Source organism: Streptomyces mabaensis, assembly GCF_053763515.1.
The window spans coordinates 132,044-155,043 of sequence record NZ_JBSOPZ010000002.1 but is presented as its reverse complement, the minus strand read 5'-3'; the positions used below and the strand labels follow the sequence as shown (position 1 = coordinate 155,043).

The 23,000-nt window shown below is 70.1% G+C and carries 21 protein-coding genes; 11 read left to right on the top strand and 10 right to left on the bottom strand.

The features are described from left to right. Positions 1–50 precede the first annotated feature (50 nt). The 4 genes from ACWV17_RS02305 (at position 51) to ACWV17_RS02290 (ending at position 6,057) form a co-directional block, all read left to right on the top strand. On the top strand, positions 51–464 hold the full coding sequence (locus tag ACWV17_RS02305) for a DUF4190 domain-containing protein (RefSeq protein WP_455352138.1): 414 nt from the start codon (positions 51–53) through the stop codon (positions 462–464). 419 nt (positions 465–883) lie between these two features. After that, positions 884–1,480 (top strand): ankyrin repeat domain-containing protein, encoded by a 597-nt coding sequence (locus ACWV17_RS02300; protein WP_455358259.1) that lies wholly within the window; start codon positions 884–886, stop codon positions 1,478–1,480. After that, complete coding sequence (locus ACWV17_RS02295) at positions 1,480–2,685, top strand: hypothetical protein (protein ID WP_455358258.1); 1,206 nt, start codon at positions 1,480–1,482, stop codon at positions 2,683–2,685. Before ACWV17_RS02300 ends, ACWV17_RS02295 begins: the two co-directional genes overlap by 1 nt. A gap of 213 nt (positions 2,686–2,898) precedes the next feature. After that, positions 2,899–6,057 (top strand): TIM-barrel domain-containing protein, encoded by a 3,159-nt coding sequence (locus ACWV17_RS02290; RefSeq protein ID WP_455358257.1) that lies wholly within the window; start codon positions 2,899–2,901, stop codon positions 6,055–6,057. A 138-nt stretch (positions 6,058–6,195) separates the two neighbouring features. Here the strand turns inward: ACWV17_RS02290 and ACWV17_RS02285 are convergent, their stop codons facing one another. From ACWV17_RS02285 to ACWV17_RS02270, 4 genes are all read right to left on the bottom strand, one after another. After that, positions 6,196–7,032 carry a class II fructose-bisphosphate aldolase gene (locus ACWV17_RS02285; RefSeq protein WP_455358256.1) on the bottom strand — a complete coding sequence of 279 codons (837 nt, stop codon included), beginning with the start codon at positions 7,030–7,032 and terminating at the stop codon, positions 6,196–6,198. Positions 7,033–7,129: 97 nt separating this feature from the next. Then, positions 7,130–8,080, bottom strand: a complete 951-nt coding sequence (locus ACWV17_RS02280) for an SIS domain-containing protein (RefSeq protein WP_455358255.1) — start codon at positions 8,078–8,080, stop codon at positions 7,130–7,132. Positions 8,081–8,217: 137 nt separating this feature from the next. Continuing rightward, a complete protein-coding gene (locus ACWV17_RS02275) occupies positions 8,218–9,150 on the bottom strand; it encodes a 1-phosphofructokinase family hexose kinase (protein WP_455358254.1) in 933 nt (310 codons plus the stop codon). A 56-nt stretch (positions 9,151–9,206) separates the two neighbouring features. Then, positions 9,207–9,362 (bottom strand): hypothetical protein, encoded by a 156-nt coding sequence (locus tag ACWV17_RS02270; protein WP_455352145.1) that lies wholly within the window; start codon positions 9,360–9,362, stop codon positions 9,207–9,209. 284 nt (positions 9,363–9,646) lie between these two features. On the opposite strand from ACWV17_RS02270, the gene ACWV17_RS02265 reads away from it, so the two are divergent. From ACWV17_RS02265 to ACWV17_RS02250, 4 genes are all read left to right on the top strand, one after another. After that, the gene (locus ACWV17_RS02265; RefSeq protein ID WP_455358253.1) at positions 9,647–10,447 is read left to right on the top strand and encodes a DeoR/GlpR family DNA-binding transcription regulator; all 801 of its coding nucleotides are present in this window, start codon (positions 9,647–9,649) and stop codon (positions 10,445–10,447) included. 437 nt (positions 10,448–10,884) lie between these two features. Beyond that, positions 10,885–12,147, top strand: a complete 1,263-nt coding sequence (locus tag ACWV17_RS02260) for an extracellular solute-binding protein (protein ID WP_455358252.1) — start codon at positions 10,885–10,887, stop codon at positions 12,145–12,147. A 35-nt stretch (positions 12,148–12,182) separates the two neighbouring features. Continuing rightward, positions 12,183–13,097, top strand: a complete 915-nt coding sequence (locus ACWV17_RS02255; RefSeq protein ID WP_455358251.1) for a carbohydrate ABC transporter permease — start codon at positions 12,183–12,185, stop codon at positions 13,095–13,097. Continuing rightward, positions 13,097–14,005, top strand: a complete 909-nt coding sequence (locus ACWV17_RS02250; RefSeq protein WP_455352149.1) for a carbohydrate ABC transporter permease — start codon at positions 13,097–13,099, stop codon at positions 14,003–14,005. Before ACWV17_RS02255 ends, ACWV17_RS02250 begins: the two co-directional genes overlap by 1 nt. A 74-nt stretch (positions 14,006–14,079) precedes the next feature. Here the strand turns inward: ACWV17_RS02250 and ACWV17_RS02245 are convergent, their stop codons facing one another. From ACWV17_RS02245 to ACWV17_RS02230, 4 genes are all read right to left on the bottom strand, one after another. Further along, positions 14,080–14,988 (bottom strand): ROK family protein, encoded by a 909-nt coding sequence (locus ACWV17_RS02245; RefSeq protein ID WP_455358250.1) that lies wholly within the window; start codon positions 14,986–14,988, stop codon positions 14,080–14,082. Between the two features lie 87 nt (positions 14,989–15,075). Then, positions 15,076–16,089, bottom strand: a complete 1,014-nt coding sequence (locus ACWV17_RS02240) for an NEW3 domain-containing protein (RefSeq protein WP_455358249.1) — start codon at positions 16,087–16,089, stop codon at positions 15,076–15,078. 41 nt (positions 16,090–16,130) lie between these two features. Further along, on the bottom strand, positions 16,131–17,561 hold the full coding sequence (locus ACWV17_RS02235) for a Gfo/Idh/MocA family protein (protein ID WP_455358248.1): 1,431 nt from the start codon (positions 17,559–17,561) through the stop codon (positions 16,131–16,133). A gap of 323 nt (positions 17,562–17,884) precedes the next feature. After that, on the bottom strand, positions 17,885–18,160 hold the full coding sequence (locus ACWV17_RS02230) for a hypothetical protein (RefSeq protein WP_455358359.1): 276 nt from the start codon (positions 18,158–18,160) through the stop codon (positions 17,885–17,887). 486 nt (positions 18,161–18,646) lie between these two features. Between ACWV17_RS02230 and ACWV17_RS02225 the strand changes: the two genes are divergently transcribed. Beyond that, entirely contained in the window at positions 18,647–18,853 is a 207-nt protein-coding gene (locus ACWV17_RS02225; protein ID WP_455352154.1) for a hypothetical protein, read from the top strand. 943 nt (positions 18,854–19,796) lie between these two features. Here ACWV17_RS02225 and ACWV17_RS02220 read toward each other — a convergent pair. Further along, the gene (locus ACWV17_RS02220; RefSeq protein ID WP_455358247.1) at positions 19,797–20,093 is read right to left on the bottom strand and encodes a hypothetical protein; all 297 of its coding nucleotides are present in this window, start codon (positions 20,091–20,093) and stop codon (positions 19,797–19,799) included. A gap of 125 nt (positions 20,094–20,218) precedes the next feature. Between ACWV17_RS02220 and ACWV17_RS02215 the strand changes: the two genes are divergently transcribed. Then, positions 20,219–20,779, top strand: coding sequence for a GNAT family N-acetyltransferase (locus ACWV17_RS02215; RefSeq protein WP_455358246.1), 561 nt, complete (start codon positions 20,219–20,221; stop codon positions 20,777–20,779). 129 nt (positions 20,780–20,908) lie between these two features. After that, the gene (locus ACWV17_RS02210; protein WP_455358245.1) at positions 20,909–21,727 is read left to right on the top strand and encodes a tyrosine-type recombinase/integrase; all 819 of its coding nucleotides are present in this window, start codon (positions 20,909–20,911) and stop codon (positions 21,725–21,727) included. Here ACWV17_RS02210 and ACWV17_RS02205 read toward each other — a convergent pair. Continuing rightward, positions 21,705–22,871, bottom strand: coding sequence for a magnesium and cobalt transport protein CorA (locus tag ACWV17_RS02205; protein WP_455358244.1), 1,167 nt, complete (start codon positions 22,869–22,871; stop codon positions 21,705–21,707). The genes ACWV17_RS02210 and ACWV17_RS02205 overlap by 23 nt on opposite strands. Positions 22,872–23,000: the final 129 nt, after the last annotated feature.

The window sequence follows — 23,000 nt, the reverse complement described above, 5'->3', positions numbered from 1 at the left end:
GGCACCGTACGACAACTCGTTGGAACGGAAACAGAGATGAGTGTGATGGCGTGTCCTTCTCCAACCACCCCCAGACGCCGAACGACGACGCGCAGACCCACCCGGCCGCGGGCGTGAAGCGGAGCAACGGAGTGGCGATCGCCGCGCTCGTTCTCGGCGTCGCGGCGATCCTCCTGTTCTGGACCGTCTTCGGCGGCATCGTGCTGGGCTTGGTCGCTGTGATTCTCGGCATTGTCGGCGCACGCAAGGCACGTGGGGGCCGGGCGCCGCACGGCAAGATGGCGATCATCGGCGCGGTGCTCGGCGCGCTGGGCCTGATCGCATCGGTCGTGATCATCGCGATCGGCGCGTCGATCCTCAACTCGGACGAGTTCAAGGACTTCAACGACTGCGTCCAGCACGCCGAGACGCAGAGTGAGCGTGACGCGTGTGAGAAGGACTTCAACCAGGACATGAACGGCTGACCGGCGTTCACAGGGCCCGGCCGCGGTGGCCGGGCAGGCATGACATGGCGGCGTCCCCCCACCGGAGGAGGGCGCCGCCGAGTTGCGCCCAGCGGCCGGAGGTGCGACCGCCCGGCCGGCCTCGGAACCAGCCTTGAACTGGACAGACATCTCCCTTGGCCCCGGCAGGCAGCCTGGACATCAACCGATCGGTTGACCCCCGAGTCAGCCGTCCCGCGTGGCGCATGCGGCCGGTACACCGACAGGACGGAACCATGGGCGGGCCCACCATGGATCTCAGAGCGGGACGTGCCCGGACCGGCCCGGGAAGCCCTCGTACCGTGCGCCGCCGGCCGCTCGCGGTGCGTACGAGGATGAGGACGACCCTGACCGCGCTGCGCACCTTGACGCACCTTGACCCACCTGAGAGGAGCACCCCCATGCCCCCTGCCGACCGCGCCCTGCTGACCGCCGCGGACGAAGGCGACGCCGATGCCGTGCGCGCGGCACTCACCGCCGGCGCCGACATCGAGACGCGCGACGAACACCGCCGCACCCCGCTCCTGCTCGCCGCCCTCGGCGACCACGTGGCGGCGGCCGAGGTGCTCGTCGCCGCCGGCGCCGACCCCGACGCGCGGGACGACCGCGACGACAGCCCCTGGCTGGTCACCGGCGTCACCGGCGGCGTCCGCATGATGCGCACCCTGCTCCCGGCCCGCCCCGACCTCACCCTGCGCAACCGTTTCGGAGGCACCGCCCTGATCCCCGCCGCCGAACGCGGCCATGTCGACTACGTACGGGCCCTGCTCCGCGAGACCGACATCGACGTCGACCACGTCAACCGGCTCGGCTGGACCGCGCTGCTCGAAGCGGTCATCCTCGGCGACGGCGGCCATGCGCACCAGGAGATCGTGGAACTGCTCATCACCGCCGGGGCCACACCGGACCTCCCGGACGGCGACGGAGTCACCGCGCTCGAACACGCGGAGCGCCGCGGCTTCACGGAGATCGCCGGCCTGCTGAGGGCCGTACGGTGATGCGCCACACCGAGGCCGGCCGTACCGAGCGCCGCCCTGTGCCGCGGCGGCGCACCGCGCTGACCGCGGCGGCGGTCGCGGCGACCGTCGCCGCCCTGGTCGCGGGCTGCACTTCGTCGGAGTCCGCGGGAGCCACCGGCCCGCCCCGGCCCGCCGCCTTGCCCGAGTCCGATGCGGGCACCACTGCCAACCCCGACGGCGCCACCGGCACCCGGCCCCGCGCCGCGACCGCCGACGGCACGCTCCTCGTCACGGACTTCGGCGCGGACACCGTCACCTTCGTCGACCCGGACAAGGGCCCCGTCGACTCGGTGAAGGTCGGCACCGCGCCCTACGGACTGACCGTCGGCGCGGACGGCCGCGCGTGGGTCGCCACGGCCGAGGGCGTCGCGGTCGTCGACACCGCCGCCCGCACGCGCCTGGCCCTCGTCCACTACGAGACGGCAGACCTGGGCCCGGCGACGTACGGCGAGTACCGCGGCGGAGGCATGGGCATCGCGCTCGCGCCGGACGGACGCCACGTGTACGTCGGCGTCAACGTCCCCGGCGGCAACGGCGTGCTGGAGGCGATCGACACCCGCACCCTGAAGGTCACCGGCACCGCCGGCACCGGGCGCCGCCCCTTCGATGTCGATGTCTCCGGCGACGGCTCCCAGGTGTACGCCACGGACCACGACTCCTTCGACGTCACGGTCGTGCACGCGGACACGATGGACACGCGCCGCATCGAGGTCGCCCCCTACGGCACCGAGGGCGGACTCGGCTCGTGGCTCAAGCCGCACTACACGGCCGTACGCCCCTCCGACGGCCGGCTGCTGCTGCCGTTCGAGGGCGAGAAACTGGTCGTCGTCGATCCGGAGACCGGCAGGTCGTCGACCGAGCGGATGACCGCGAACACCCACCAGCACGGCGCCGCGATCACCGCGGACGGCACGCTGCTCGTCGTCGGCACGGGCCCGATCGACCCGGCCGCCGACGAGGGGCCCTCGCTCACCGTCCGCAGCCCGGGCGGCGAGGAGAAGGTGATCCCGCTCGACGGGCCGCACGAGGACGTCACCGTCTCGAAGGACGGCCGCACGGCCTACGTCACCGGAGGCTTCACGCGCGACGGCTACTGGAACGGCATCACGGTCGTCGACCTGGACACCGACAGGACGCACCGGCTCCCGGCGGGCCGACGCCCCCTCGGCATCGCGGTCCTCTGACCGGACCCGTCGCCGGCACCCTCACCTGACCCTTCCGGTCACCTGCGGGCATGGGCAGTCGTGCGCATGAGTGATGTTCGATGTTGCTTGATTCTAACTCGCATGAAGCACATCTTTTCATCATGCCTTCATGTGCCGTACATTACGCGCCATCCCCCACAAGGAGTCCGGCTCTGCGTTCCCGCGCACCCCGGACCGTCTCAGGGAGCCTTGATGAGACACGGTTCGAGCCCGGGTGAGTCCCCCGGGCGCAGAAGATCCCTCGCCACCGCACTCGCCACGTTCGTGGCCGGTGTCGGCCTCGCCACCGTGGGACCGGTCGGCACCGCCGCCGCCGACACGGCGGGGTCGGTGACCGGCTTCAGCCAGTCCGGTTCCACGTTCACCGCCACGACGTCCTCGGGTGCCAAGGCCCGCATCTCGTTCGCGCGGTCCGACATCTTCCGGATCTGGCTCGCGCCCGACGGCCAGTTCACCAACGACCCCGCCGGGAGCGATCTCGCGATCAAGACCGACTTCGGCGCGGTCACGACCAGCTACAGCGACGCGGGCTCGCACTACCGCATCACCACTCCCGAGCTGTCCATCCGGGTCAACAAGTCACCCCTGACGTTCTCCGTCTACCGGGCGGACAACAGCACCCTCGTGTGGCAGGAGACCGCACCCACCAGCTGGGACGGCGCGAAGACCACCCAGCACCTCGCGCAGGGCGCAGACGAGCAGTTCTACGGCACCGGCCTGCGGCTCGGCGAGTGGGCGCTGCGCGGCAAGACCGTCCCGGTCGCCATCGACAACAAGTGGCGCGAGAACGACAACGCGAGCCCCGCGCCGTTCTACATGTCGACCAAGGGCTACGGCGTCATGCGCAACACCTGGGCTCCCGGTTCGTACAACTTCGGCGCGCCCGGCGCGTTCACGCACAACGAGAACCGGTTCGACGCCTGGTACTTCGTGGACACCAACCTCAAGGGCGTCCTCGACGACTACACCGACGTGACCGGCAAGCCGTTCATGGCGCCGCAGTGGGGCTTCGAGCTCGGCAACGCCGACTGCTGGAACGCGTCCAACCCCGACTACCGGGGCGACCCGAACCGTGCCCGGCACCAGACCACGCCGGACGTCGTCGGCTACGCGGACGACGCCCGCGCCGCCGACATGCCCTCGGGCTGGTTCCTGCCCAACGACGGCTACGGCTGCGGCTACACCGACCTCACGCAGACGGTGCAGGGCCTGCAGGCCAAGGGCTTCAAGACCGGTCTGTGGACCGACAGCGGCCTCGCGAACATCAAGAACGAGGTGGGCGTCTCCGGCAGCCGCGCGGTCAAGACGGACGTCGCCTGGGTCGGCAAGGGCTATAAGTACGCGTTCGACGGCGTCCAGCAGGCCGTCGACGGCATCGAGAAGAACTCCGACGCCCGCCGCTTCGTGTGGACGGTCGACGGCTGGTCCGGCACCCAGCGCAACGCCGTGGTGTGGACCGGTGACACCCACGGCACGTGGGACGACATGCGCTGGCACGTCCCGGCCATCGCGGGTGCGGGCCTGTCCGGCCACAACTACGCCGCCGGAGACGTCGACGGCATCTTCGACGGCAGCCCCAAGACCTTCGTCCGGGACCTGCAGTGGAAGGCGTTCACCCCGGCGTTCATGACGATGTCCGGGTGGGGCATGACAGGCCCGACGGCCGGCTACCACGACAAGCAGCCCTGGCGCTTCGCCGAGCCGTACCAGTCGATCAACCGCAAGTACCTCAAGCTCAAGATGCGCCTGATGCCGTACCTGTACAGCATGAGCCGCGTCGCGCACGAGACCGGTGTGCCGAGCACCCGGGCCATGGTGCTGGAGTACCCGAACGACCCGGTGGCGCGCGGCAACGCGACCAGCGGCCAGTTCCTGGCCGGTGACTCCTTCCTCGTCGCCCCGGTCGTCTCCGACACCACCGTCCGCAACGGCATCTACCTCCCGGCGGGCACCTGGACCGACTACTGGACCGGCAAGACGCACCAGGGACCGGGCTGGATCAACGGGTACGACGCTCCGCTCGACCGGCTGCCCCTGTTCGTGAAGGGCGGCGGCATCGTCCCGATGTGGCCGCAGATGAACTACACGGGTGAGAAGCCCGTCTCGACGCTCACCTACGACATCCACCCGCGCGGCACCTCCTCCTTCACCCTCTACGAGGACGACGGTAAGACCCGCGCGTTCCAGACCGGCGCCTACTCCAAGCAGAAGGTGGACGTCACCGCGCCCGCCTCCGGCTCCGGGGACGTCACGATCTCGGTCGGCGCCGCGAACGGCAGCTACACCGGCAAGCCCGCCTCCCGCGGCTACGAGTTCAGCGTGCACACGGCGAAGGCGCCCAGCAGCGTCACCGCCGGAACCACCACACTCGCCGCCCACAGCTCCAAGAGCGCCTACGACGCGGCCTCCACCGGCTGGTACTTCGACGCCGCCGATCGCGGCGGCATCCTGTGGGTCAAGGCCGGCGGCAAGTCCGGCGCGTTCACCGTCAAGGCGACCGGGACGACCCTCCCGACCGCCACCCCGGTCCCGGTCTCGCCGCAGATCTCCAAGGCGAACTGGACGGCCACGGCCGACAGCCAGCAGGCCGCCGAGCCCGCCGGCAACGCGATCGACGGCAACCCCGCCACCCAGTGGCACACCGCCTGGTCGTCCGGCACCCCCGCGGCCCTGCCGCACGAGATCCGGATCGACCTCGGCAGCCGGTACACCGTGGACAGCCTCACCCACCTGCCCCGGCAGGACGGGGGAGTGAACGGCCGGATCGGCCGGTACGAGGTGTACGTTTCCGAGACCACCGCCGACTGGGGCAGCCCGGTGGCGACCGGCACGCTGTCGGACATCGCCGGGAGCACCACCGTGCAGATGGCTCCCAAGACCGGCCGGTACCTGAAGCTGAAGGCGCTCAGCGAAGCCGGCGGCCGCGGACCGTGGACCAGCGTCGGCGAGCTCTCCGCCACCGGGACCGCGGCACCGCTGCCGAGCAGCACGACACTGGTCAACGCCGCGTCCAACAGCTGTGCGGACCTGCCGGGCAGCAGCACCTCGCCGGGTACGTACCCCACGCTGTACAGCTGCCACGGCGGCGGCAACCAGAAGTGGACCTTCCAGTCCGACGGCCGACTGACCGGTCTGAACGGCGTCTGCCTCGACGGCGGGGCCGCCGCCGACGTCACCGTGCAGACGTGCAGCACAAGCACGGGACAGAAGTGGACCCTCGGGCCCGAGGGTTCGGTCCGCAGCGGGGGCAAGTGCCTGGCACCGGTCGGATCCGCCACGGCCAACGGCACGAGGCTGACCCTGGCGACGTGTGACAACGGCACGGATCAGAGGTGGTCCTTCACCTCCTGACGTACCACCGTCACCGAAGGCACGCCTCCGCCGCCTGACGGCGGCGATCCCCCGATCGACGGCCCGCGGTCGCCGTCCCGCCCTGACGCGGGGCGACCGCGGGCCGTCTCGCCGTACAACGGCCTGCCGTACGGCCGGTCAACGGCCTGCCAGCACACCCAACAGCCGGGCCACCTCGGCAGCCACCGCGTCCCGTGCCGGTCCCAGGTACTTGCGCGGGTCGGCGACGGCCGGGGACTCGTCCAGCCGTTCCCGCACTGTGCGGGTGAAGAGCTGGTTGAGGTGGGTGGAGATGTTCACCTTCGTCATCCCGGCCGCGACGGCCTTGGCGAGGTGCTCGTCGTCGACGCCCGAGGAACCGTGGAGCACGAGCGGCACATCGACCGCGTCCTTCAACCGCGCGATGAGGTCGAGGTCGAGTACGGCGTCGCGGGTGAGCATGGCGTGGGAACTCCCCACGGCGACGGCCAGGGCGTCCACCGCCGTCGCGCGGGCGAAGTCGTGGGCCTCGTCGGGGTCGGTGCGGACACCCGGTGCGTGGGCGCCGTCCTTGCCGCCGACCTCGCCGAGCTCGGCCTCGACCCAGACGTCGGCCCGGTGGCAGTGATCGGTGATCACGCGGGTGGCGGCGATGTTCGCTGCGTACGGCAGCTTGGACGCGTCGAACATGACCGAGGTGAAACCGAGCTCCACCGCCTCGTGGACGAGCGGCGCGGACTCGGCGTGATCGAGGTGGACGGCCACCGGAACGGCGGCGGCACGGGCGATCGCGAGCGAGGCGAGGGCGATCGGGGCCAGGGAGCCGTGGTAGCGGGCGGTGTTCTCGCTGACCTGCAGGATGACCGGGAGGCCGGCGCGCTCGGCTCCGCAGACGATCGCCTCGGCGTGCTCGATCTGTACGACGTTGAACGCGCCGACACCGGTGGCGGCCGCTCGGGCGGGTCCGATGATGTCGTCGGTGGGGGTCAGAGGCATGAGTGTTCTCCCCGAAGCGGTGGTGACGGTACGGCCGGTCGCGTGGACGACGGTGTCCACGCGACCGGCCGGACGGGTGCGGCGACTGCGGACGGCATCAGACGTCGGCGCCCTGGAGGATGACGGAGCGGGTGAGGTTGCGGGGGCTGTCGGGGTCGTAGCCGCGGGCCTCGGCGAGGTGGACGGCGAGCCGCTGCGCGCGGATGAGGTCGGCGAGCGGGTCGAGGGCGTCGGCCTGCTCGCCGGATGCGGCGGAGTAGATGCCGCCGACGCGGGCGATGTCGTCGGCCAGACCGCGGGGCGCGGGACCGAAGAGCCAGGCCGCCCGGCCGGGTCCGGTGATGCTGATGGGGCCGTGGCGGTACTCCATGGCCGGGTAGGCCTCGGTCCAGGCGCCCGCCGCCTCGCGCATCTTCAGACCGGCTTCGAGGGCGAGGCCGTAGGTCCAGCCGGTGCCGAGGAAGGTGAACTGCTCGGCGTCGCAGACGGCGGCGTCGAGCGGCTCGGCGACGGCGCGGGCGGCGTCCTGGATCGCCTGCGAGAGCGGGCGCACTCCGGCGGGCAGTGCGTCCTCGGCTTCGAGGTGCGCGCGCAGCAGGGCCAGGACGGTGGTGGCGAACCGGGTCTGGACGACGGACTGCTCGTCGGCGAAGTCGAGCACGGCGACCGCGTCGGCGCTCGTCATGACGGGGGTCTCGGGGTCGGCGGTGATCGCGCCGGTGGCGACGCTGCCCTTGACCCGGGTGAGGAGGTCGAGGACCTCGGTGGTGGTGCCGGAGCGCGTGATGGCGATGACGCGGTCGTAGGCGCGGCCGTGCGGGAACTCGGACGCCGCGAAGGCGTCGGTCTCGCCGTGGCCGCCGCTCTCACGCAACTGCGCGTAGGCCAGGGCCATGAACCAGGACGTGCCGCAGCCGACGACCGCGACGCGCTCGCTCCGCCGGGGCAGCACCGCGGCGAACGAGGCGACGGACTCGGCCGCGCGGCTCCAGGTGTCCGGCTGAGAGGCGATCTCGACGGAAGTACGGGAGGTCTCGAAGGTGGTCACGTGATTCCTTGGGCTCGAAGGAGTCGTCTGGGCCAATGCTCTGTCACACTCAGCCTTCATGTCAATTATTGCTTGATATTCATGAGTTTCGAGCAAATATGAACAGCACCTCGTGTGGCGGGTCTGCTTCTGCGGCCTCAGTGAGGAGAAACGGCGTCGAGGGTGTCCACGCGGACCTCACGACGGAGCCGGGCGTAGACCGTGTCGTCGACGTCACCGGCGACGGCGCACGGTACGGCGGCGGCCGACAGGGCCACCGCCTCGCGCAGCGTGTCCGGCCAGGGCGTGCGGGCAGCCAGGCCCGCCGCGATCGCGGCGACACAGGCGTCGCCCGCGCCCGTCGGGTTTCCGGACAGCCTCTCGGGGGGCGCGGCGCGCCAAGCACCGTCCGGGGTGATGGCGTACAGGCCGTCCGGTCCCGCCGACGCCACCACCGTCCGGGCCCCCCGCGCGCGGAGTTCCGAGGCGGCCGCCACGAGGTCGTCGTGACCGGTCACCTCCGTGATCTCGGCCGCGTTGGGCTTGATCACGTCGGGGCCCGCCGCCAGGGCCGCCGACAGGGCGGGGCCGGAGGTGTCGAGCACGGTCGCCGCCCCCTCCGCGGCAGCACCGCGGATCAGTCGCGCGTACGCGTCCGCCGGTAGTCCGGGGGGCGTGCTGCCGCTCAGGACGACGACGCTCGCACCCCGGACCAGCGAGGAGTAGTGAGCCGAGAAGGCTTCCCACTCGGCAGGGGTCACGTGAGGACCCCGCCCGTTGAAGATGGTCGCGTCGCCGTCGTCGCGCGAGACGACCGCGAGAGTGCGCCGGGAGTCCCCGGTGACGGCGGTGAACGCGTCACGGATGCCCGCGGCCCGCAGGTCGTCGCGTATCGCGCGGCCGGTGGGCCCGCCCGCCAGGCCGGTGGCGACCGGCGCGTGCCCGAGGAACGCGAGCACCCGGGCGACGTTGACGCCTTTGCCGCCCGCCCTCTCGTGTGTCGTGTCGACGCGGTGGGACGCCCGGGGCCGCAGTGCGGCGATGCCCCAGGTGATATCGAGAGCGGCGTTCAGAGTGACTGTGACGATCATGAGGTGCACTTCCTGTCAGGCGGTGAGGAGGCGGTGACCGGCCGCCTCCCAGGCGGTCAGGCCGGCTCCCAGGCACCCTGCGCGGTCACCGAGTTCGGCCGCATGGACCGGTCCAGAACCGCGCCCTTCATGCCGGTACCCCCGACATCGAGAGCGAGCACGCAATGCTGGGTATCGGTCTGGGCCGAGGTGCGTGAGGTGCTGGCGTCCATGGCTGGAACCATCCTGAGTGAGTGGTTGTGCACGTTCAGAGCATAAAGCGCGCGCTTTCATTCAGACTAGGTGAGCGCAGTATCCGACGGAGAGGCTCGTCCGGTCCAGAGCTGATCGCGTCACGCTTGTCCGGCGTGCACGAATCGCCGGACCGGGCCGATGCTCGATGCTGTCGCGCTACGATCAACTTCGCGCATGCCGCTCCTTCCCCTACGGACGTTCGCAGGGGTGGTGAGATCCCGGGCGTGCGGTCGACGACTCACGGCCACGAAGGGGTGCCCACATGTCCAAGCAGGAGCGGTGGAGCAAGCTGCTCGAATTGCTGGCCGTCGAGGGCAAGCTGGACGTGGAGGAGGCCGCCGTGTCGGTGGCCGTGTCGCCCGCCACCATCCGCAGGGACCTCGACGAGCTCGCCGAGCAACGGCTGCTCGTGCGCACCCGGGGCGGGGCGATCGCGCACGGCGTCTCGTACGAGCTGCCCCTGCGGTACAAGTCCTCCCGCAGGGCCTCCGAGAAGCAGCGGATTGCCGCCGCCGTGGCGGACCTGATCGGTCAGGGGGACGTCATCGGCCTCAACGGAGGAACGACCACCACCGAGGTGGCGCGCGCACTGGCCCTCCGGACGGGCGGAGGCGTGGCGGAGCCGGGGGAGAGCGTGTCCGGGCCGTCGTACACGGTCGTCACCAACGCGCTGAACATCGCCGGCGAGCTGGCGGTGCGCCCTCAGTTCAAGATCGTGGTCACCGGCGGTGTGGCGAGGCCGCAGACCTACGAGCTGGTCGGCCCGCTGACGGCGGGGGTCCTGAACGAGGTGGTGCTAGACGTCGCCGTGCTCGGCGTCGACGGCGTGGACCCGCAGCTGGGGGTCATGACGCACCAGGAGGACGAGGCGGGCATCAGCCGGCTCTTCGCCGAGCGTGCCCGCCGGGTGATCCTGGTGACGGACTCCTCCAAGATGGGCAAGCGCGCCTTCGCGAGGATCTGCGGCCTGGACCGGATCGACGTCATCGTCACCGACGACGGCATCGCCCCGGACATGGCGGCCAGGCTCGGCGACGCCGGCATCGAAGTGATCACCGTCTGAGGGGACTTGCCCCTCGCGGACACAGCCGCACCTCGCCCGACATGTCCGGATGCCGACGTGCTCCACTGAGGAGACGCGCCGGCGCCGTGCCTTGCACCTGACCTGAGACCGCCCTCGTGCGCCCGACCGCGCACGGGGGCGTTGTGCTGTCGCCGGGCGCGCGACGCCTGCCTCGACGCCTGCCGTGTGCTGAGCGGAGTCCCTGTCCTGAGGACGGAACCAGCCCGGTGTCAGGGGGAATTGGCATCGTTCGCGTAACGACTCTTGGTGCCGAGGCTGTCTTCGTGTTTACTTTGGCCACAGCCGATGCTCGCAACTGAGCGAAAGCCCCGAATATCAGCCAGGTTTGTGCACCTCCCGAACCTGTTGCTGTTCCCTGGACCCCCCACCGGCCACGTCGTCTCCTCAGGCCGGAAGATCCAAAGGCGGTACTGACGATGAACAAGCGGTTGTTCGTGGCGGCCTGCACCCTCGGTGTGCTGACTCTCACGGCGTGCGGTGGTGGCAACGGTGGCGGCGGTTCGGAGAGCGGCGAAGTGACGCTGAAGCTCGTCGCGGCGGACTACGGCGACAAGGCGTCGAACAGCTCGACGGTCTACTGGAAGGACGTGGCGGAGCGTTTCACCGCCGCGAACCCGAAGATCAAGGTCGACGTCCAGGTGATCAACTGGAACGACATCGACGCTCAGGTCAAGACGATGATCCAGAGTGGGAACGTGCCGGACGTCCTGCAGACGGGTGGCTACGCCGACAAGGTCGCCGACGACCTGCTGTACAAGGCCGAGGACGTGCTCTCGGAGTCGACCCGGGCGAACCTCATCGACAGCTTCGCCAAGGCCGGCGAGGTCGACGGCACGCAGTACGGCATCCCGTTCGTCTCCTCCGCGCGCGCCTTCTTCTACAACAAGGAGATCTTCGCCAAGGCGGGCATCGCCGAGGCGCCGAAGAGCTGGGACGACCTGAAGGCCGCCGCGGAGAAGATCAAGGCGAAGGTGCCGGGCGTCACCCCGTACGCGCTGCCGCTGGGCCCGGAGGAGGCGCAGGGCGAGTCGCTGATCTGGGAGTTGGGCAACGGGGGTGGATACACGGACGCGAAGGGCACGTACACCCTGAACAGCAAGGCCAACGTCGAGGCGTTCTCCTGGCTCAAGCCGAACCTCGTCGAGCCCGGCCTGACCTACGCCAACCCGGCCACCACGGACCGCAAGACCGCCTTCGCCGACTTCGCGGCGGGCAAGGCCGCGATGCTCAACGGCCACCCGTCGCTGATCCAGATGTCGAAGGACGGCAAGGTCGACTACGGCGTCGCGCCCATCCCGGGGAAGACGGGTGCGCTGAAGTCCACCCTCGGTGTCGCCGACTGGATGATGGCGTTCAAGGACGGCAGCCACAAGGAGGAGGTCCGCAAGTTCCTCGACTTCGCGTACTCGAAGGAGAACACGCTGAAGTTCGACGAGATGTACAACCTGATGCCGGTCACCGAGGACACGCTTCAGGAGATGACCTCCAGCGGCAAGCACAAGGACCTGGAGCCGTTCTTCGCCCTGCTGCCGAACGCGGTGTTCTACCCGCTGGGCGACACCACCTGGGACGCCGTCTCCGCCGAGATCAAGAAGAGCGGCGGCACGGCCGTGAACGACCCGGCGAAGGTACTGGGCGAGCTGCAGAAGAAGGCCGAGGGAGCGGTCGCCGACCAGTAGGCACCGCGCACCGCACTTTCACGGAAGGCACCCTCGTGTCCACCACTTCATCCCCCGCCCGCCCCGGCCGCAAGGGCCGGGGCGGCCTGGCCCGCCTCGGCCCGCTGCCCTGGATCGGCCCCGCCGTCCTGCTCATCGTCCTGGTCGTGCTCTGGCCCGTCTACGAGATGGTCCGTACCTCGTTCCTGAAGATCAGCAGCAGCGGATTCGTCCGCGGCTCGGCCGGACTCGACAAGTACAAGCAGCTGTTCGAGGAGCCGGCACTGCCCTCGGTCGTCGTCTCCACCGTGGTGTGGACGCTGGTCGTGGTCACCACCACCATGGTGATCTCCCTCGCGCTGGCCCAGCTGTTCAACCAGAAGTTCCCCGGACGTCGTGTCACCCGTTGGGCACTGATAGCGCCCTGGGCCGCCTCCGTGGTGATGACCGCCATCGGCTTCAAGTGGATGCTCAACCAGACGGCCGGCGTGCTCAACACCGCGATGACGGACCTCGGCCTCATCGACAGTCCCAAGGACTGGCTGGGCGACCCCGCGACCGCCTGGCCGTGGATGATGTTCGTGGCCGTGTTCGTCTCCCTGCCGTTCACCACGTACACCCTGCTCGCCGGGCTTCAGACCATTCCCACCGAGGTCTATGAGGCGGCCAGGGTGGACGGCACGAACACCTGGCAGACGTACCTGCGGATCACCCTTCCGCTGCTGCGTCCGGCGCTGCTCGTCGGCATGGTGATCAACCTGATCAACGTCTTCAACTCCTTCCCCATCATCTGGAGCATGACCCGGGGCGGGCCGGACAGCGACACCGCCACGACCACGGTCTTCATGTACCAGATGAAGAACGCCGACATCGGCCAGTCCGCCGCGATGTCCGTCGTCAACTTCGCCCTCGTCGTGGTCATGGTCGTCCTCTTCCTCAAGGCCAGCCGCTGGAACCAGGAGGAGAGCTGATGTCCCATCAGACCCTGGACCGCGCCGCACTCACGGCACGGCCCGCCACCGCCCCCGGCGCAGCGCGCCCGCGTTCCCCCAAGGCCCCGCGCCGGCTGAGCCCGCGCACGCTGCTGATCGCGGCCGTCGCCTGGCTGCTGGCCGCCGTGTTCCTGATGCCGTACGCGGAGATGGTGATCACCGCGCTCCGGCCGGCCCACGAACTCCGCGACGCCACCTACCTTCCCGGCGAGTTCGAGTGGGCGAACTTCGTCGACGTGTGGCGCGAGTCCCACCTCGGGGACAACCTGCGGGTCACACTGCTCGTCTCGGCCGGATCGACCCTGCTCGTCCTGCTGGTCGCCATCCCCGCCGCGTACTACACCGCGCGCATGAGGTTCCGCGGCCGCAAGCTCTTCCTGCTGCTGGTACTCGTCACGCAGATGTTCCAGCCGACGTCCCTGCTGGTCGGTCTCTACCGCGAGTTCTACCAGCTGGACATGCTCAACTCCGTCTGGACCCTGATCCTGTGCAACGCGGCCTTCAACCTGGCCTTCGCGATCTGGATCCTCACCGCCTACTTCTCCTCCATCCCCGAGGCCCTCGAAGAGGCGGCCATGATCGACGGTCTGGGCCGGGCAGGAGCCCTCCTGCGGGTCACCCTGCCGCTGGCGATGCCCGGGGTCGTCACCGCGATGATCTTCACGTTCATCGCCGCGTGGAACGAGTTCGTCATGGGCCTGACCCTCTCCACGATCCCGGAGAGCCAGCCCCTGACGGTCGGTATCAACAGCTTTATCGGCAACTACACCGTCCAGTGGAATTACCTGTTCGCCGGCTCGGTCATCGCCATCGTGCCCGTCGTGATCCTCTTCGCACTCATCGAGCGCAAGGTCGTCTCCGGACTCACGGCCGGATCCGTCAAGTAACCCACCACCCGCCCGCTCCCTGCCGCACGCCCGACAACCGGCAGGGAGCGGGCCAACCGCCGTGTGACGCCCGCTCAGGCGGCAGCGCCCTCACGCTGGAGGTCCTGGGCGAGGAGGGCCGCGCCCACGCACCCCGAGCGGTCTCCGAAGGTGGCGGGCAGCAGTTCCGGCATGTTCTGGAAGGTGAGTCGGCCGGCGAGGGCGTCCCGCAGGGGGGCGAGGCGTCCCTCGCCCCCGTCACCGAGCTCTCCGCCGATGACGAGGCGCTCAGGGGCGTACAGGGTGACCGCCGTCGCCAGAGCGTCGGCCAGGGCCTCCACGGCTTCCCCGCAGATGGCGCGCGCGACAGGATCGCCCGCGTCCGCCCGGTGGTACAGCTCGCCCGCGCCGACCCCTCGCCATCTCGTGAGCCGGGAGTACCGGTGGGTGACGGCGGGGGAGGAGGCGACGGTCTCCAGGCAGCCCCGGCCGCCGCAATAGCAGAGGTCACCGTCCGGCCGGACCACGAGGTGTCCGAGCTCCCCTCCGCCGCCATGGCTTCCCGGCGCGACGCGGCCGTCGAGGACCCACGCCGCGGCTATCCCCGTGCCGACAGGTACGTACAGGAAGTTCCGGCAGCCGCGGCCGGAACCGAGGCGCGCCTCGGCGAGCCCCCCGGCCCGCACGTCGTGGCCGAAGGCCACGGGGAGTTCGAGATGCTCGGCGACCCAGCACTGGACGGGGATTCCCCGCCATCCCAGCGCGGCTGCGAGAACCGCGCTGCCGGACGAGTCGTCCACGACGCCGGGCACGACGATCCCGGCCGCCGTCGCGCGACTGCGCTCGGCGAGGGTGGCCGCGCAGGTGAGGACTGTCTCGAGCACGGCTTCCGGGCCCCGCTCGGGGCGGGTGAACCAGCGCTCCCTGTCGCGCAGGACGCCGTCGGGGCCGAGTACGCAGCCCGTGATGTACGCCCCGCCGACCTCAAGACCGACGACGTTCATACACCCCTCCACTCTTGCCGCTTCAAGCAGCACAGGGCCCCGGGCGGTGATCGCCCGGGGCCCGTGCCGCGGTGGCCTCGGCCTGGGTCAGGGTGCGAGGGCCATGTCGAAGATGTGCATGGCGCCGTTGCTGGGCAGGACCACGAACGCGACCTGCTTGGCGGGGTCCAGCGGGACGGAGTGGGCGAACACGCGGTACGCGATCCCCGCGTTGCCGTATCCGTCGGGGCGGTTGCGGCCGTCGGACGAGGCCACCAGGGTCGCGCCGTGGTCGTTCGCGGGGGCGAACGACCAGTTGGGGAAGCCGAACGTGCCCGACGTGGTGGTGCCGTCCTTGTAGTGGACGGTGGCGCGGCCGGTCGCGCCGCTACCCACGCCGGATCCGAGGAAGACGAGCTTGCCGCCCGAGCCGGACAGCGTCACGGCCTGCCCGGCGCTGGAGACGTTGTTCTTGGTGCCGGGTGCGACGTCCGGCCAGGTCAGGCGGGCGCCGAGGGCGTTCACGGCGCCGCCCCGGGTGAGGCCGGCGGCGGCGAGCTTCTGTGCCGAGAAGCTGTTGCCCTCGCCGTCGTAGTTGCCGGGGGTGGTGGCGGCCTCATCGGTGACTCCGACGTTGTTGTACGCGGCCGCCAGGTTCGCCAGCGGGGTGCCGCTGAGTTCGGATCGCGTGGCCGTGGCAGAGCCGAGACCGTCCCCGCCGCGGTAGGTCGCGGTCGCGGTGAAGTCCCACACCTTGAATCCCGGGCGGCGCTCCGGCACCTGGATGCGGAAGGTGGCCTGGGCCGTGGCTCCGGCGGCGAAGCTCCCGTCGACCCCTTGGACGGAGGGCTGTACGGCCCAGCCCACCGGTCCGGCGAAGGAGATCTTCAGTGACCGCATGCGGTCGGGACCGGCGTTCTTGACCGTGACCTTCACGGTGGAGATCGCGGGCCCGTCGAGGTCGACCGGGGAGATGCCCACCTCCGTCTTGGCGTCGGCGGCCTGCGCGGAGGCCGCGACCGGTGCCGCGGAGGCATGCGTGGGGGCGAGGAACACGCCGGCGGCCACGGCCACGGCGGCCACGGGTCTGAGGGCGGTCGCCCATCCGCTGAGACGTCTCATGTCTGCTCCTGATGAGTGGGTTCGGGGTGCGGGCGAGGGGTTCAGCCGACGGGCGGCATGTCGGCGGACCTGGAGTCGAGGCCCGTGCGGAGGTTGACCCAGTCACCGCGGGTGAAGTCCGGCACGGCCACGGGGCGTCCCCCGGCGGCGAGGGAGGTGACGCTCAGCGGGACGGGGGCGCACCAGGCCGCCGAGTCGTAGACGTCGATGTCGGGGACGAGACCGGCACGCATCTGCTGGACGGTGCGCCACTGCAGGACGTAGTCCATGCCGCCGTGACCACCGTTGTTCGCCGCGTCGTCGCCGATCTTCTTCCACAGCCAGTGGTCGAACTCCTTGCGGTACGAGGCGAAGTCCCGCCAGGCGTGGCCGGAGTGGTCCGGTTCGACGTAGACGCGCCCGCCGCCGGACGAGGAGACCCCCGCGTAGTCCTCGAAGATGCCCCGGCTGCCTGCGAGCGTGTTGATGCGGCTGTAGGGCCGCGGGGAGCTGACGTCGTGTTCGGCGCGGATGACACGGCCCTGCGCCGTGTCGATCATGCAGGTGACGAGGTCACCGTTGATGTACGTCTCCTTCCACGACGGATGTGACCTGTCGACGAACCGTGCCCGGTAGTCGGCGAGCCCCTTGGCCTCGGTCGCCGTCGCCCGCAGCGTGGTCATGCGGTCCCCGCGGTTGATGTCCATGGCGGCGGCGATCGGGGCGAGACCGTGCATCGGGTAGAAGCTGGCGGTGCTGCGGGTGTGCCACAGCCGCCGCCAGGCGTCGGTGTAGTACGAGTTGGAGAACAGCAGGGCGCGCAGGTCGTGCAGGTAGCCCCCGTGGCCGTTGGTGACCTCGCCGAAGACGCCCTCGTGGGCCATCTTCAGCATGGCCAGTTCGTTGCGGCCGTAGCTGCAGTTCTCGGCGAGCATCAGATGGCGGCGCGTGCGCTCGGAGGTGTCGACGAGGTCCCACAGCTCGTCCAGCTCGGTGGCGATGGGCAGTTCGACGATGGCGTGCTTGCCGGCGAGGAGCGCCGCCTTGCCCTGCTCGTGGTGGAACTCCCACGGGGTGGCGATGTACACGAGGTCGACGTCGTCGCGCTTCAGCAGCTCCCTGAACGAGGCTTCGGAGCCTCCCAGTTCGGCGGGCCGGGGCTTGCCCTTGGCGACCAGCTGGTCGGCGGTCCGCTTGGCCCGGTCGGGCCGTATGTCGCAGACGGCGGTCACGGTGCATCCGGGGACGGCGGCCCAGCCGAGCGTCATGCCCGAACCGCGGTTGCCGAGCCCGATGACGCCGACGCGGACGGTGCGGTACGCGTCGTAGGCCGTGTTGATCATGGTCTTCTGCCCACGCTGACGGCGAGGTGTGACGGCCGCAGGTGCCGCGGACGCGGCCGGCGCCGCCGTACCGAGGCCGGCCAGGACCGCTCCGGTGGCAACCGCTCCCCCCATCAGCGACCGACGGGACAGAGAAGAGAACTCGGACATGACGCTCCTCGGTGCGAAGACGGCTCGTGTGCGGCATGACTCTGTCGGGGGTCCCAGTGCGATGTCAATACATGCTCAAAAAGCGCTCACTTCAAGTGTTCTCAATCAAAGAGGGTGCATGAATCGCGCACTCTCTGGGAAGATGTCACGCGTGGGCCCTCAGGGGCCGACGCGTGTGAGGGGGAGGAAAGGAAGGCATCCACCGTGGTCGTACGCCGCGCAGGGCGGCGACGATGGCGTCGTGCTCCTCGACCACGGAGCGCCGGTTCAGCCGTCGCAATGACGATGACCAGGAGGGGTGTGCGGGAACGACGGCCCGCTCCTCAGCGCGGCATCAACGCATCCGGCCTGCTGCCTACAGCCAGTCCCGCCGCTTGAAGATGAAGTACAGGCTCGTGCACACCGCTGCCATCAGCAGAATCGCGAAGGGGTAGCCGTACGTCGGTGAGCCGGAAGAGGCCCGGCTCGCCGGGGACGGGCTCGAACTGCTCCCGCACGAGGAACCAGTGGGCCAGGTGACCGGGCATGGAGGAGGTGAAGGCGGCGACGAAGCCGTGCTGCTTGTGGGTGCCGAAGGCGAAATGGGTGCCAGGATCCAAAGGGAAGGGGTCTCCTTACGGTGGTGGTGCCGCAGGTCAGCGGCATGGGGCGCGCCGGCCCGCCGGGCGAGCGCGGGGTGGTGCGCAGATGGCCAGGGCGGGGCGCTGATGCGGTGTCGCCGCTTGAGCCTGGCGAAGGGATGGTTCGCTGTGGGTAAGCCAGGTTTCGACGGCCGGCCAGGTACGCGCGTTGCGCTCCGGGCGGCTGAGCACAGTGCCGCAGGCCAGCTCCTCGCGCACGCTCTCAGCGTCACCGAGAGCATCGGTGGCTTTGTTCATGAGTCGTGTCGTGGCGCTGGTTGTTCACGAGTTTGGGAGGCGGTCCGATCTGCCCAGGGTCAATGCTCACGAGGACGGGAGACACTCCGCGGCTGCCGCCTCCCCCGTGCGGCGGATACGGTCGCGACCTTCGGACGATGCCCGGACACCGGATAGGTGGCGACGATCAAGGCGCATGCCATCACACGCCGAGATCGGAGCCTCACCGTGCTGAAGTGGACCCTGCGCGCCACCGCTGTCCTCGCCATCGCCGCCGCAATCGCCTCCCCTGTCGCTGTGCCCGCACCCGAAGCAGTGGCCGCCGCACCCGCTGTCGCCGTCGTCGCGCCCGCACCCGGCCCCGATGCCCCGGGGGCTGAGCTCACCTCCGCCATGAGGGGGAAGGCGCGGTTGGACTATCCCGTCGCTTTCTAGGAGGCCCGGGGACGCTCGGGCCTCTGGGGTCGTTCTCTCGGGCCGGCACACGACAGCCCTGGCGTAGGGCGAACGACCTGGAGGAGCGGCCCGGCTTGCGAGGAAGGCCCCGGACGCACAGTCTGCGGAAAGTGCTGGCGCCCGCCGATGGCGATCTGCTCGATCTGCCATGACCACAAGCCCTGCCATTTCGCCGGCACCGACGCACCCCGCTGTTCGAACTGCACCAATCGGATGGCCCACGTGCCCTGCTCACGTTGCGGCATCACCCGGGCAGTCTGGGGCCGCGCCGAGAACGGTGACGGGCTCTGCGAATCCTGCTCACGACGTCGCGAACCGTGCGTCACCTGCGGGCGTTCGATGCGCGTCTACGGCCGCATTCCAGCCGGCCCGCTCTGCACCATCTGCTTCCGCAAGAACCCGGCCTCACGCCGGAGCTGCATCCAGTGGGACAGCAACGAGCGCCTTCACCATTACGGACTCTGCCCCGCCTGCTGGACAGCCTCCCGGACTCAAAAGCCGCGTCGTATTTGCGTGCCGCCCTCGTCTCGACGGGTGTCCTACCATCCCGCGATGAACAACTGGTCTCCCTCGAGCACTGGCTCGACGCGGCCTTGCAGAAGGTCGCAGACCTCCACGAACGCAAGCTGCTCAAACGCTCCGCCGTCTGGTTCCACCTCAGCCGACTCCGACGGCGCTCCCGCCGCCAACATCTCACCCGAGGACAGACCGCCACCGCTCGGCATGACATCCGCGCCACCGTCCAATTGCTCCACTGGCTCCAAGAGCACGGACAAAGCCTTGCGACCTGCGACCAGAACCACATCGATCAGTGGCTCGCGGTCAACACCCGCACACGCCTGGACGTCCGAACGTTGCTGCTGGGGGTGCGATGGCCGACGCCGTCGAGGTCTAGTGCTCCGACCGCATCGGTGCGCCGGCTTCAGGCAGGTGGAAGCGGCCCTGCGACGGTGACCGTGCCGGTCCACCAGTCGGGTTGATCGGGTGCGTGCCAGAGGACGTCGAGCCGGCGGTGGGTGAGTTCCTCGGCCTTCTGAACCAGGGCCGCCTGCGCGATGTCCGGCTCGGACGAGGGCGGAGGACCGGCGAGCGCGCCGTCGGCGATGCCGGCCGGCCCGGTGAAGTGGACGGCGTACGTCCATCCGTCCGGGGTCCGGTACAGGACGAGGCTGGTCGGCGTCCCGAGGGTGCGCCAGTACGGCCGCCGTTTGCTCGCCATGCCGGCACGGTACTGCGGACTCACCGCCCATGCGGCGCGTCCGGCGTCACCGGGGACGTACGCGCCCCCGACCGTCCGGATAAACGGATGGTCGGGGGCGAGCGTGACGCGGCAGGATGCTCCGCATGACATTGCCCACCCCCGAGCTGCACACCGCCCGCCTGCGACTGCGGCCGTTCACTGACGCCGACGCGGCGCCGCTCTACGCGCTGCACAGCAGCGCCCACGTGCTGCGTTACTGGGATTCCCCGCCGTGGACCGAACCGGCCCGCGCCCAGCGTTTCATCGCGACCTGCCGGACGATCGAGGAGGAAGGCGCGGGAGCGCGGGTGGCCGTCGACCGCGTCTCCGACGGCGCGTTCATCGGCTGGTGCGGCCTGACCAGCTGGAACCCGGACTTCCGCAGCGCGTCCCTGGGCTACGTCTTCGACGCGGCCGTGTGGGGCCACGGCTACGCCACGGAGACCGCGCACGCCGTCCTGCGGTGGGCGTTCGACACCCTGGATCTGAACCGCGTCCAAGCCGAGACCGACACCCGCAACGTGGCGTCCGCCCGGGTCCTGGAGAAGCTCGGCTTCGTCCGCGAAGGCACCCTCCGCGAGGACTGCGTCGTCAACGGCGACGTCTCCGACTCCTGGGTCTTCGGCCTCCTCCGCCGCGAGTGGCACCCGACGGCCCGCCGCTAGGACCGAGACCTGCCCGCTTTTCGGTCCGCAACCCCCACCGAGGTCACCGTAGGCCGCTCCGGCGAGCTCAACGTCTTCGCTTGCCCCACCGATCCCGACCATCCGCACCGGCGGCAACATCTCATCGGCGTGCGCGGGTGCTGTTACACGCTGGAGGACGTAAAGGCGTGGCTTCGCAGAGCCGGTACCGACAGCGAGCGCGGCGAGTTCGGCGACCCACGTGACGGCTCCATCACCGTGGCCGGCTACGTCGCCCACCACTGGCAGGTCGGCGTCCGTGGTACTCCCGGAACCGTCAAGCGCGTCGACGAGCACGTACGCCTCCACATCCTTCCGCACCTCGGCGAGGTGGCGCTGAGGGATGTCTCCGCGACCGTCCTGCGCGGCTACATCGCCACGCTCGAAGGCGAGTGCGCGCCCCGCTACGCCCGCCAGATTCTCACCACCCTCTCGAACATCTTCGAGACCGCCATTGACGACAAGCGCCTTGTCCGCAACCCGATGCGCGCCAAGTCGGTGCGTTGGCCCAAGGTGCCCGAGGACCAGCGGGAGGCGTGGCCGCTGGAGACCGCGCAGCGGGTCCGGGATGTCATCAACCCGCGGTACCGGATCGCCGTCGTGGTCGCCCTCGGGTGCGGGCTCCGCCAGGGCGAGGTATTCGACCTCTCCCCGGAAGACGTCGACTTCGAGCGCGGCCTCATCCGTGTCCGCCGCCAGGTTCAACTCCTCAGTGGGCGCTTGTACTTCACCCTTCCCAAGGGCGGGAAGACGCGCATCGTCGACATGCCTCCGTCGGTCGCCGCTGAGCTGGCCGCCTACTTTCTGCAGCACCCGGCCGTCGAGGTCGAGCTGCCCTGGGGCGGCCCGGAGCGGCCGTTCCGTAGCGTTCGCGGATGCGAATTTGATCAGCGCGCCGGCCCGACTTCTACAGCCAGTCCCGCCGCTTGAAGATGAAGTACAGGCTCGTGCACACCGCTGCCATCAGCAGAATCGCGAAGGGGTAGCCGTATGTCCAGTTCAGCTCCGGCATCGCGTCGAAGTTCATCCCGTAGATCGTTCCCACGAGTGTGGGTGCGAACAGAATGGCCGCCCAGGACGAGATCTTCTTGATCTCCTCGTTCTGTTCGAAGCCCGCCTCCGCCAGCGCCCGCATCTCCGCGTTCTGCTGCTGCGTCACCAGCGTCGCGTTCACCGTCAGGATCTCCGTCAGCGCCTGGCGGAAGCCGTCGACGCGTTCGCTCGTGTGCGTGACGTGGTCGGCCACGTCGCGGAGGTAGCGCTGCAGTTCCTCGTCCGTGCCGTACTTCGCGAAACCGGCCATCAGGCCGTGCAGCATGCCCACCAGCGGGCGGGTGGCGCGCTGGAACTCCACCATTTCGCGGGAGAGTTCGTAGATACGGCGGGACACCTCGGGGTCGCCGCGGAAGACCTCGGTCTCAATCTCGTCGATGTCGATCTGGACGCCCTGTACGACCGGGAGGTAGCCGTCGACGACCGCGTCCAGGATCGCGTACAGCACCGCCTCGGGCCCCAGCGCCAGCAGTTCCGGGGTCTCCTCCATACGGCGGCGGACGCCGGACAGGTCGGGGGCGGCGCCGTGCCGGACCGTGATCAGGAAGTCCGGGCCGACGAACACGTGCAGCTCGCCGAAGTCGACCTCCTCCGCCGCGTCGAGGTAACGCGCCGCCCGCAGCACCACGAACAGGGTGTCGCCGTAGCGCTCCAGCTTGGGGCGCTGGTGGGCTTCGAGCGCGTCCTCGATGGAGAGCGGGTGCAGGTCGAACTCGTCGGCCAGCGAGAAGAGTTCGGCCTCGCTCGGGCGGTGCAGGCCGATCCACGCCATGCCGTCGCGCTGCTCGCGCAGCTGCCGGAAGGTCTCGGCGAGCGTGGCGGGGGAGGAGACGCGCCGGCCGTCCCGGTAGAGCGCCGCCTGTACGACACTGCGGTGCTCGGCCTGCGTCGCTGCGTCGCCGGTCGCGGCAGGCGCCCGGGGCGGCGGCGCCGGTTGCGCGGGAGCGGCTTGCGGTGCCGACGGGCGGCGCCACGCGTGCTTCTTCGGGGACAGCGCGGGACGGACTCGTCGCTCCGGCATCGCAGGTCACCTCCCGGGTCGAACATGTGCCCACTGGCCAGGGAGCAGGATATCGGGAGGCGGTCACGCGGGCATGACGGCGGCCCTTCATTGAGGACAGAAGCCGTCCGCAACGGCGAGTAGCGTGCG

Coding starts and splice junctions, on each gene's coding strand:
- ACWV17_RS02235 (WP_455358248.1), bottom strand. CDS start 17,561: ATGTCCGAGTTCTCTTCTCTGTCCCGTCGGTCGCTGATGGGGGGAGCG.
- ACWV17_RS02270 (WP_455352145.1), bottom strand. CDS start 9,362: ATGGACGCCAGCACCTCACGCACCTCGGCCCAGACCGATACCCAGCAT.
- ACWV17_RS02265 (WP_455358253.1), top strand. CDS start 9,647: ATGTCCAAGCAGGAGCGGTGGAGCAAGCTGCTCGAATTGCTGGCCGTC.
- ACWV17_RS02275 (WP_455358254.1), bottom strand. CDS start 9,150: ATGATCGTCACAGTCACTCTGAACGCCGCTCTCGATATCACCTGGGGC.
- ACWV17_RS02220 (WP_455358247.1), bottom strand. CDS start 20,093: ATGGCGAGCAAACGGCGGCCGTACTGGCGCACCCTCGGGACGCCGACC.
- ACWV17_RS02240 (WP_455358249.1), bottom strand. CDS start 16,089: ATGAGACGTCTCAGCGGATGGGCGACCGCCCTCAGACCCGTGGCCGCC.
- ACWV17_RS02285 (WP_455358256.1), bottom strand. CDS start 7,032: ATGCCTCTGACCCCCACCGACGACATCATCGGACCCGCCCGAGCGGCC.
- ACWV17_RS02205 (WP_455358244.1), bottom strand. CDS start 22,871: ATGCCGGAGCGACGAGTCCGTCCCGCGCTGTCCCCGAAGAAGCACGCG.
- ACWV17_RS02260 (WP_455358252.1), top strand. CDS start 10,885: ATGAACAAGCGGTTGTTCGTGGCGGCCTGCACCCTCGGTGTGCTGACT.
- ACWV17_RS02215 (WP_455358246.1), top strand. CDS start 20,219: ATGACATTGCCCACCCCCGAGCTGCACACCGCCCGCCTGCGACTGCGG.
- ACWV17_RS02300 (WP_455358259.1), top strand. CDS start 884: ATGCCCCCTGCCGACCGCGCCCTGCTGACCGCCGCGGACGAAGGCGAC.
- ACWV17_RS02245 (WP_455358250.1), bottom strand. CDS start 14,988: ATGAACGTCGTCGGTCTTGAGGTCGGCGGGGCGTACATCACGGGCTGC.
- ACWV17_RS02290 (WP_455358257.1), top strand. CDS start 2,899: ATGAGACACGGTTCGAGCCCGGGTGAGTCCCCCGGGCGCAGAAGATCC.
- ACWV17_RS02250 (WP_455352149.1), top strand. CDS start 13,097: ATGTCCCATCAGACCCTGGACCGCGCCGCACTCACGGCACGGCCCGCC.
- ACWV17_RS02295 (WP_455358258.1), top strand. CDS start 1,480: ATGCGCCACACCGAGGCCGGCCGTACCGAGCGCCGCCCTGTGCCGCGG.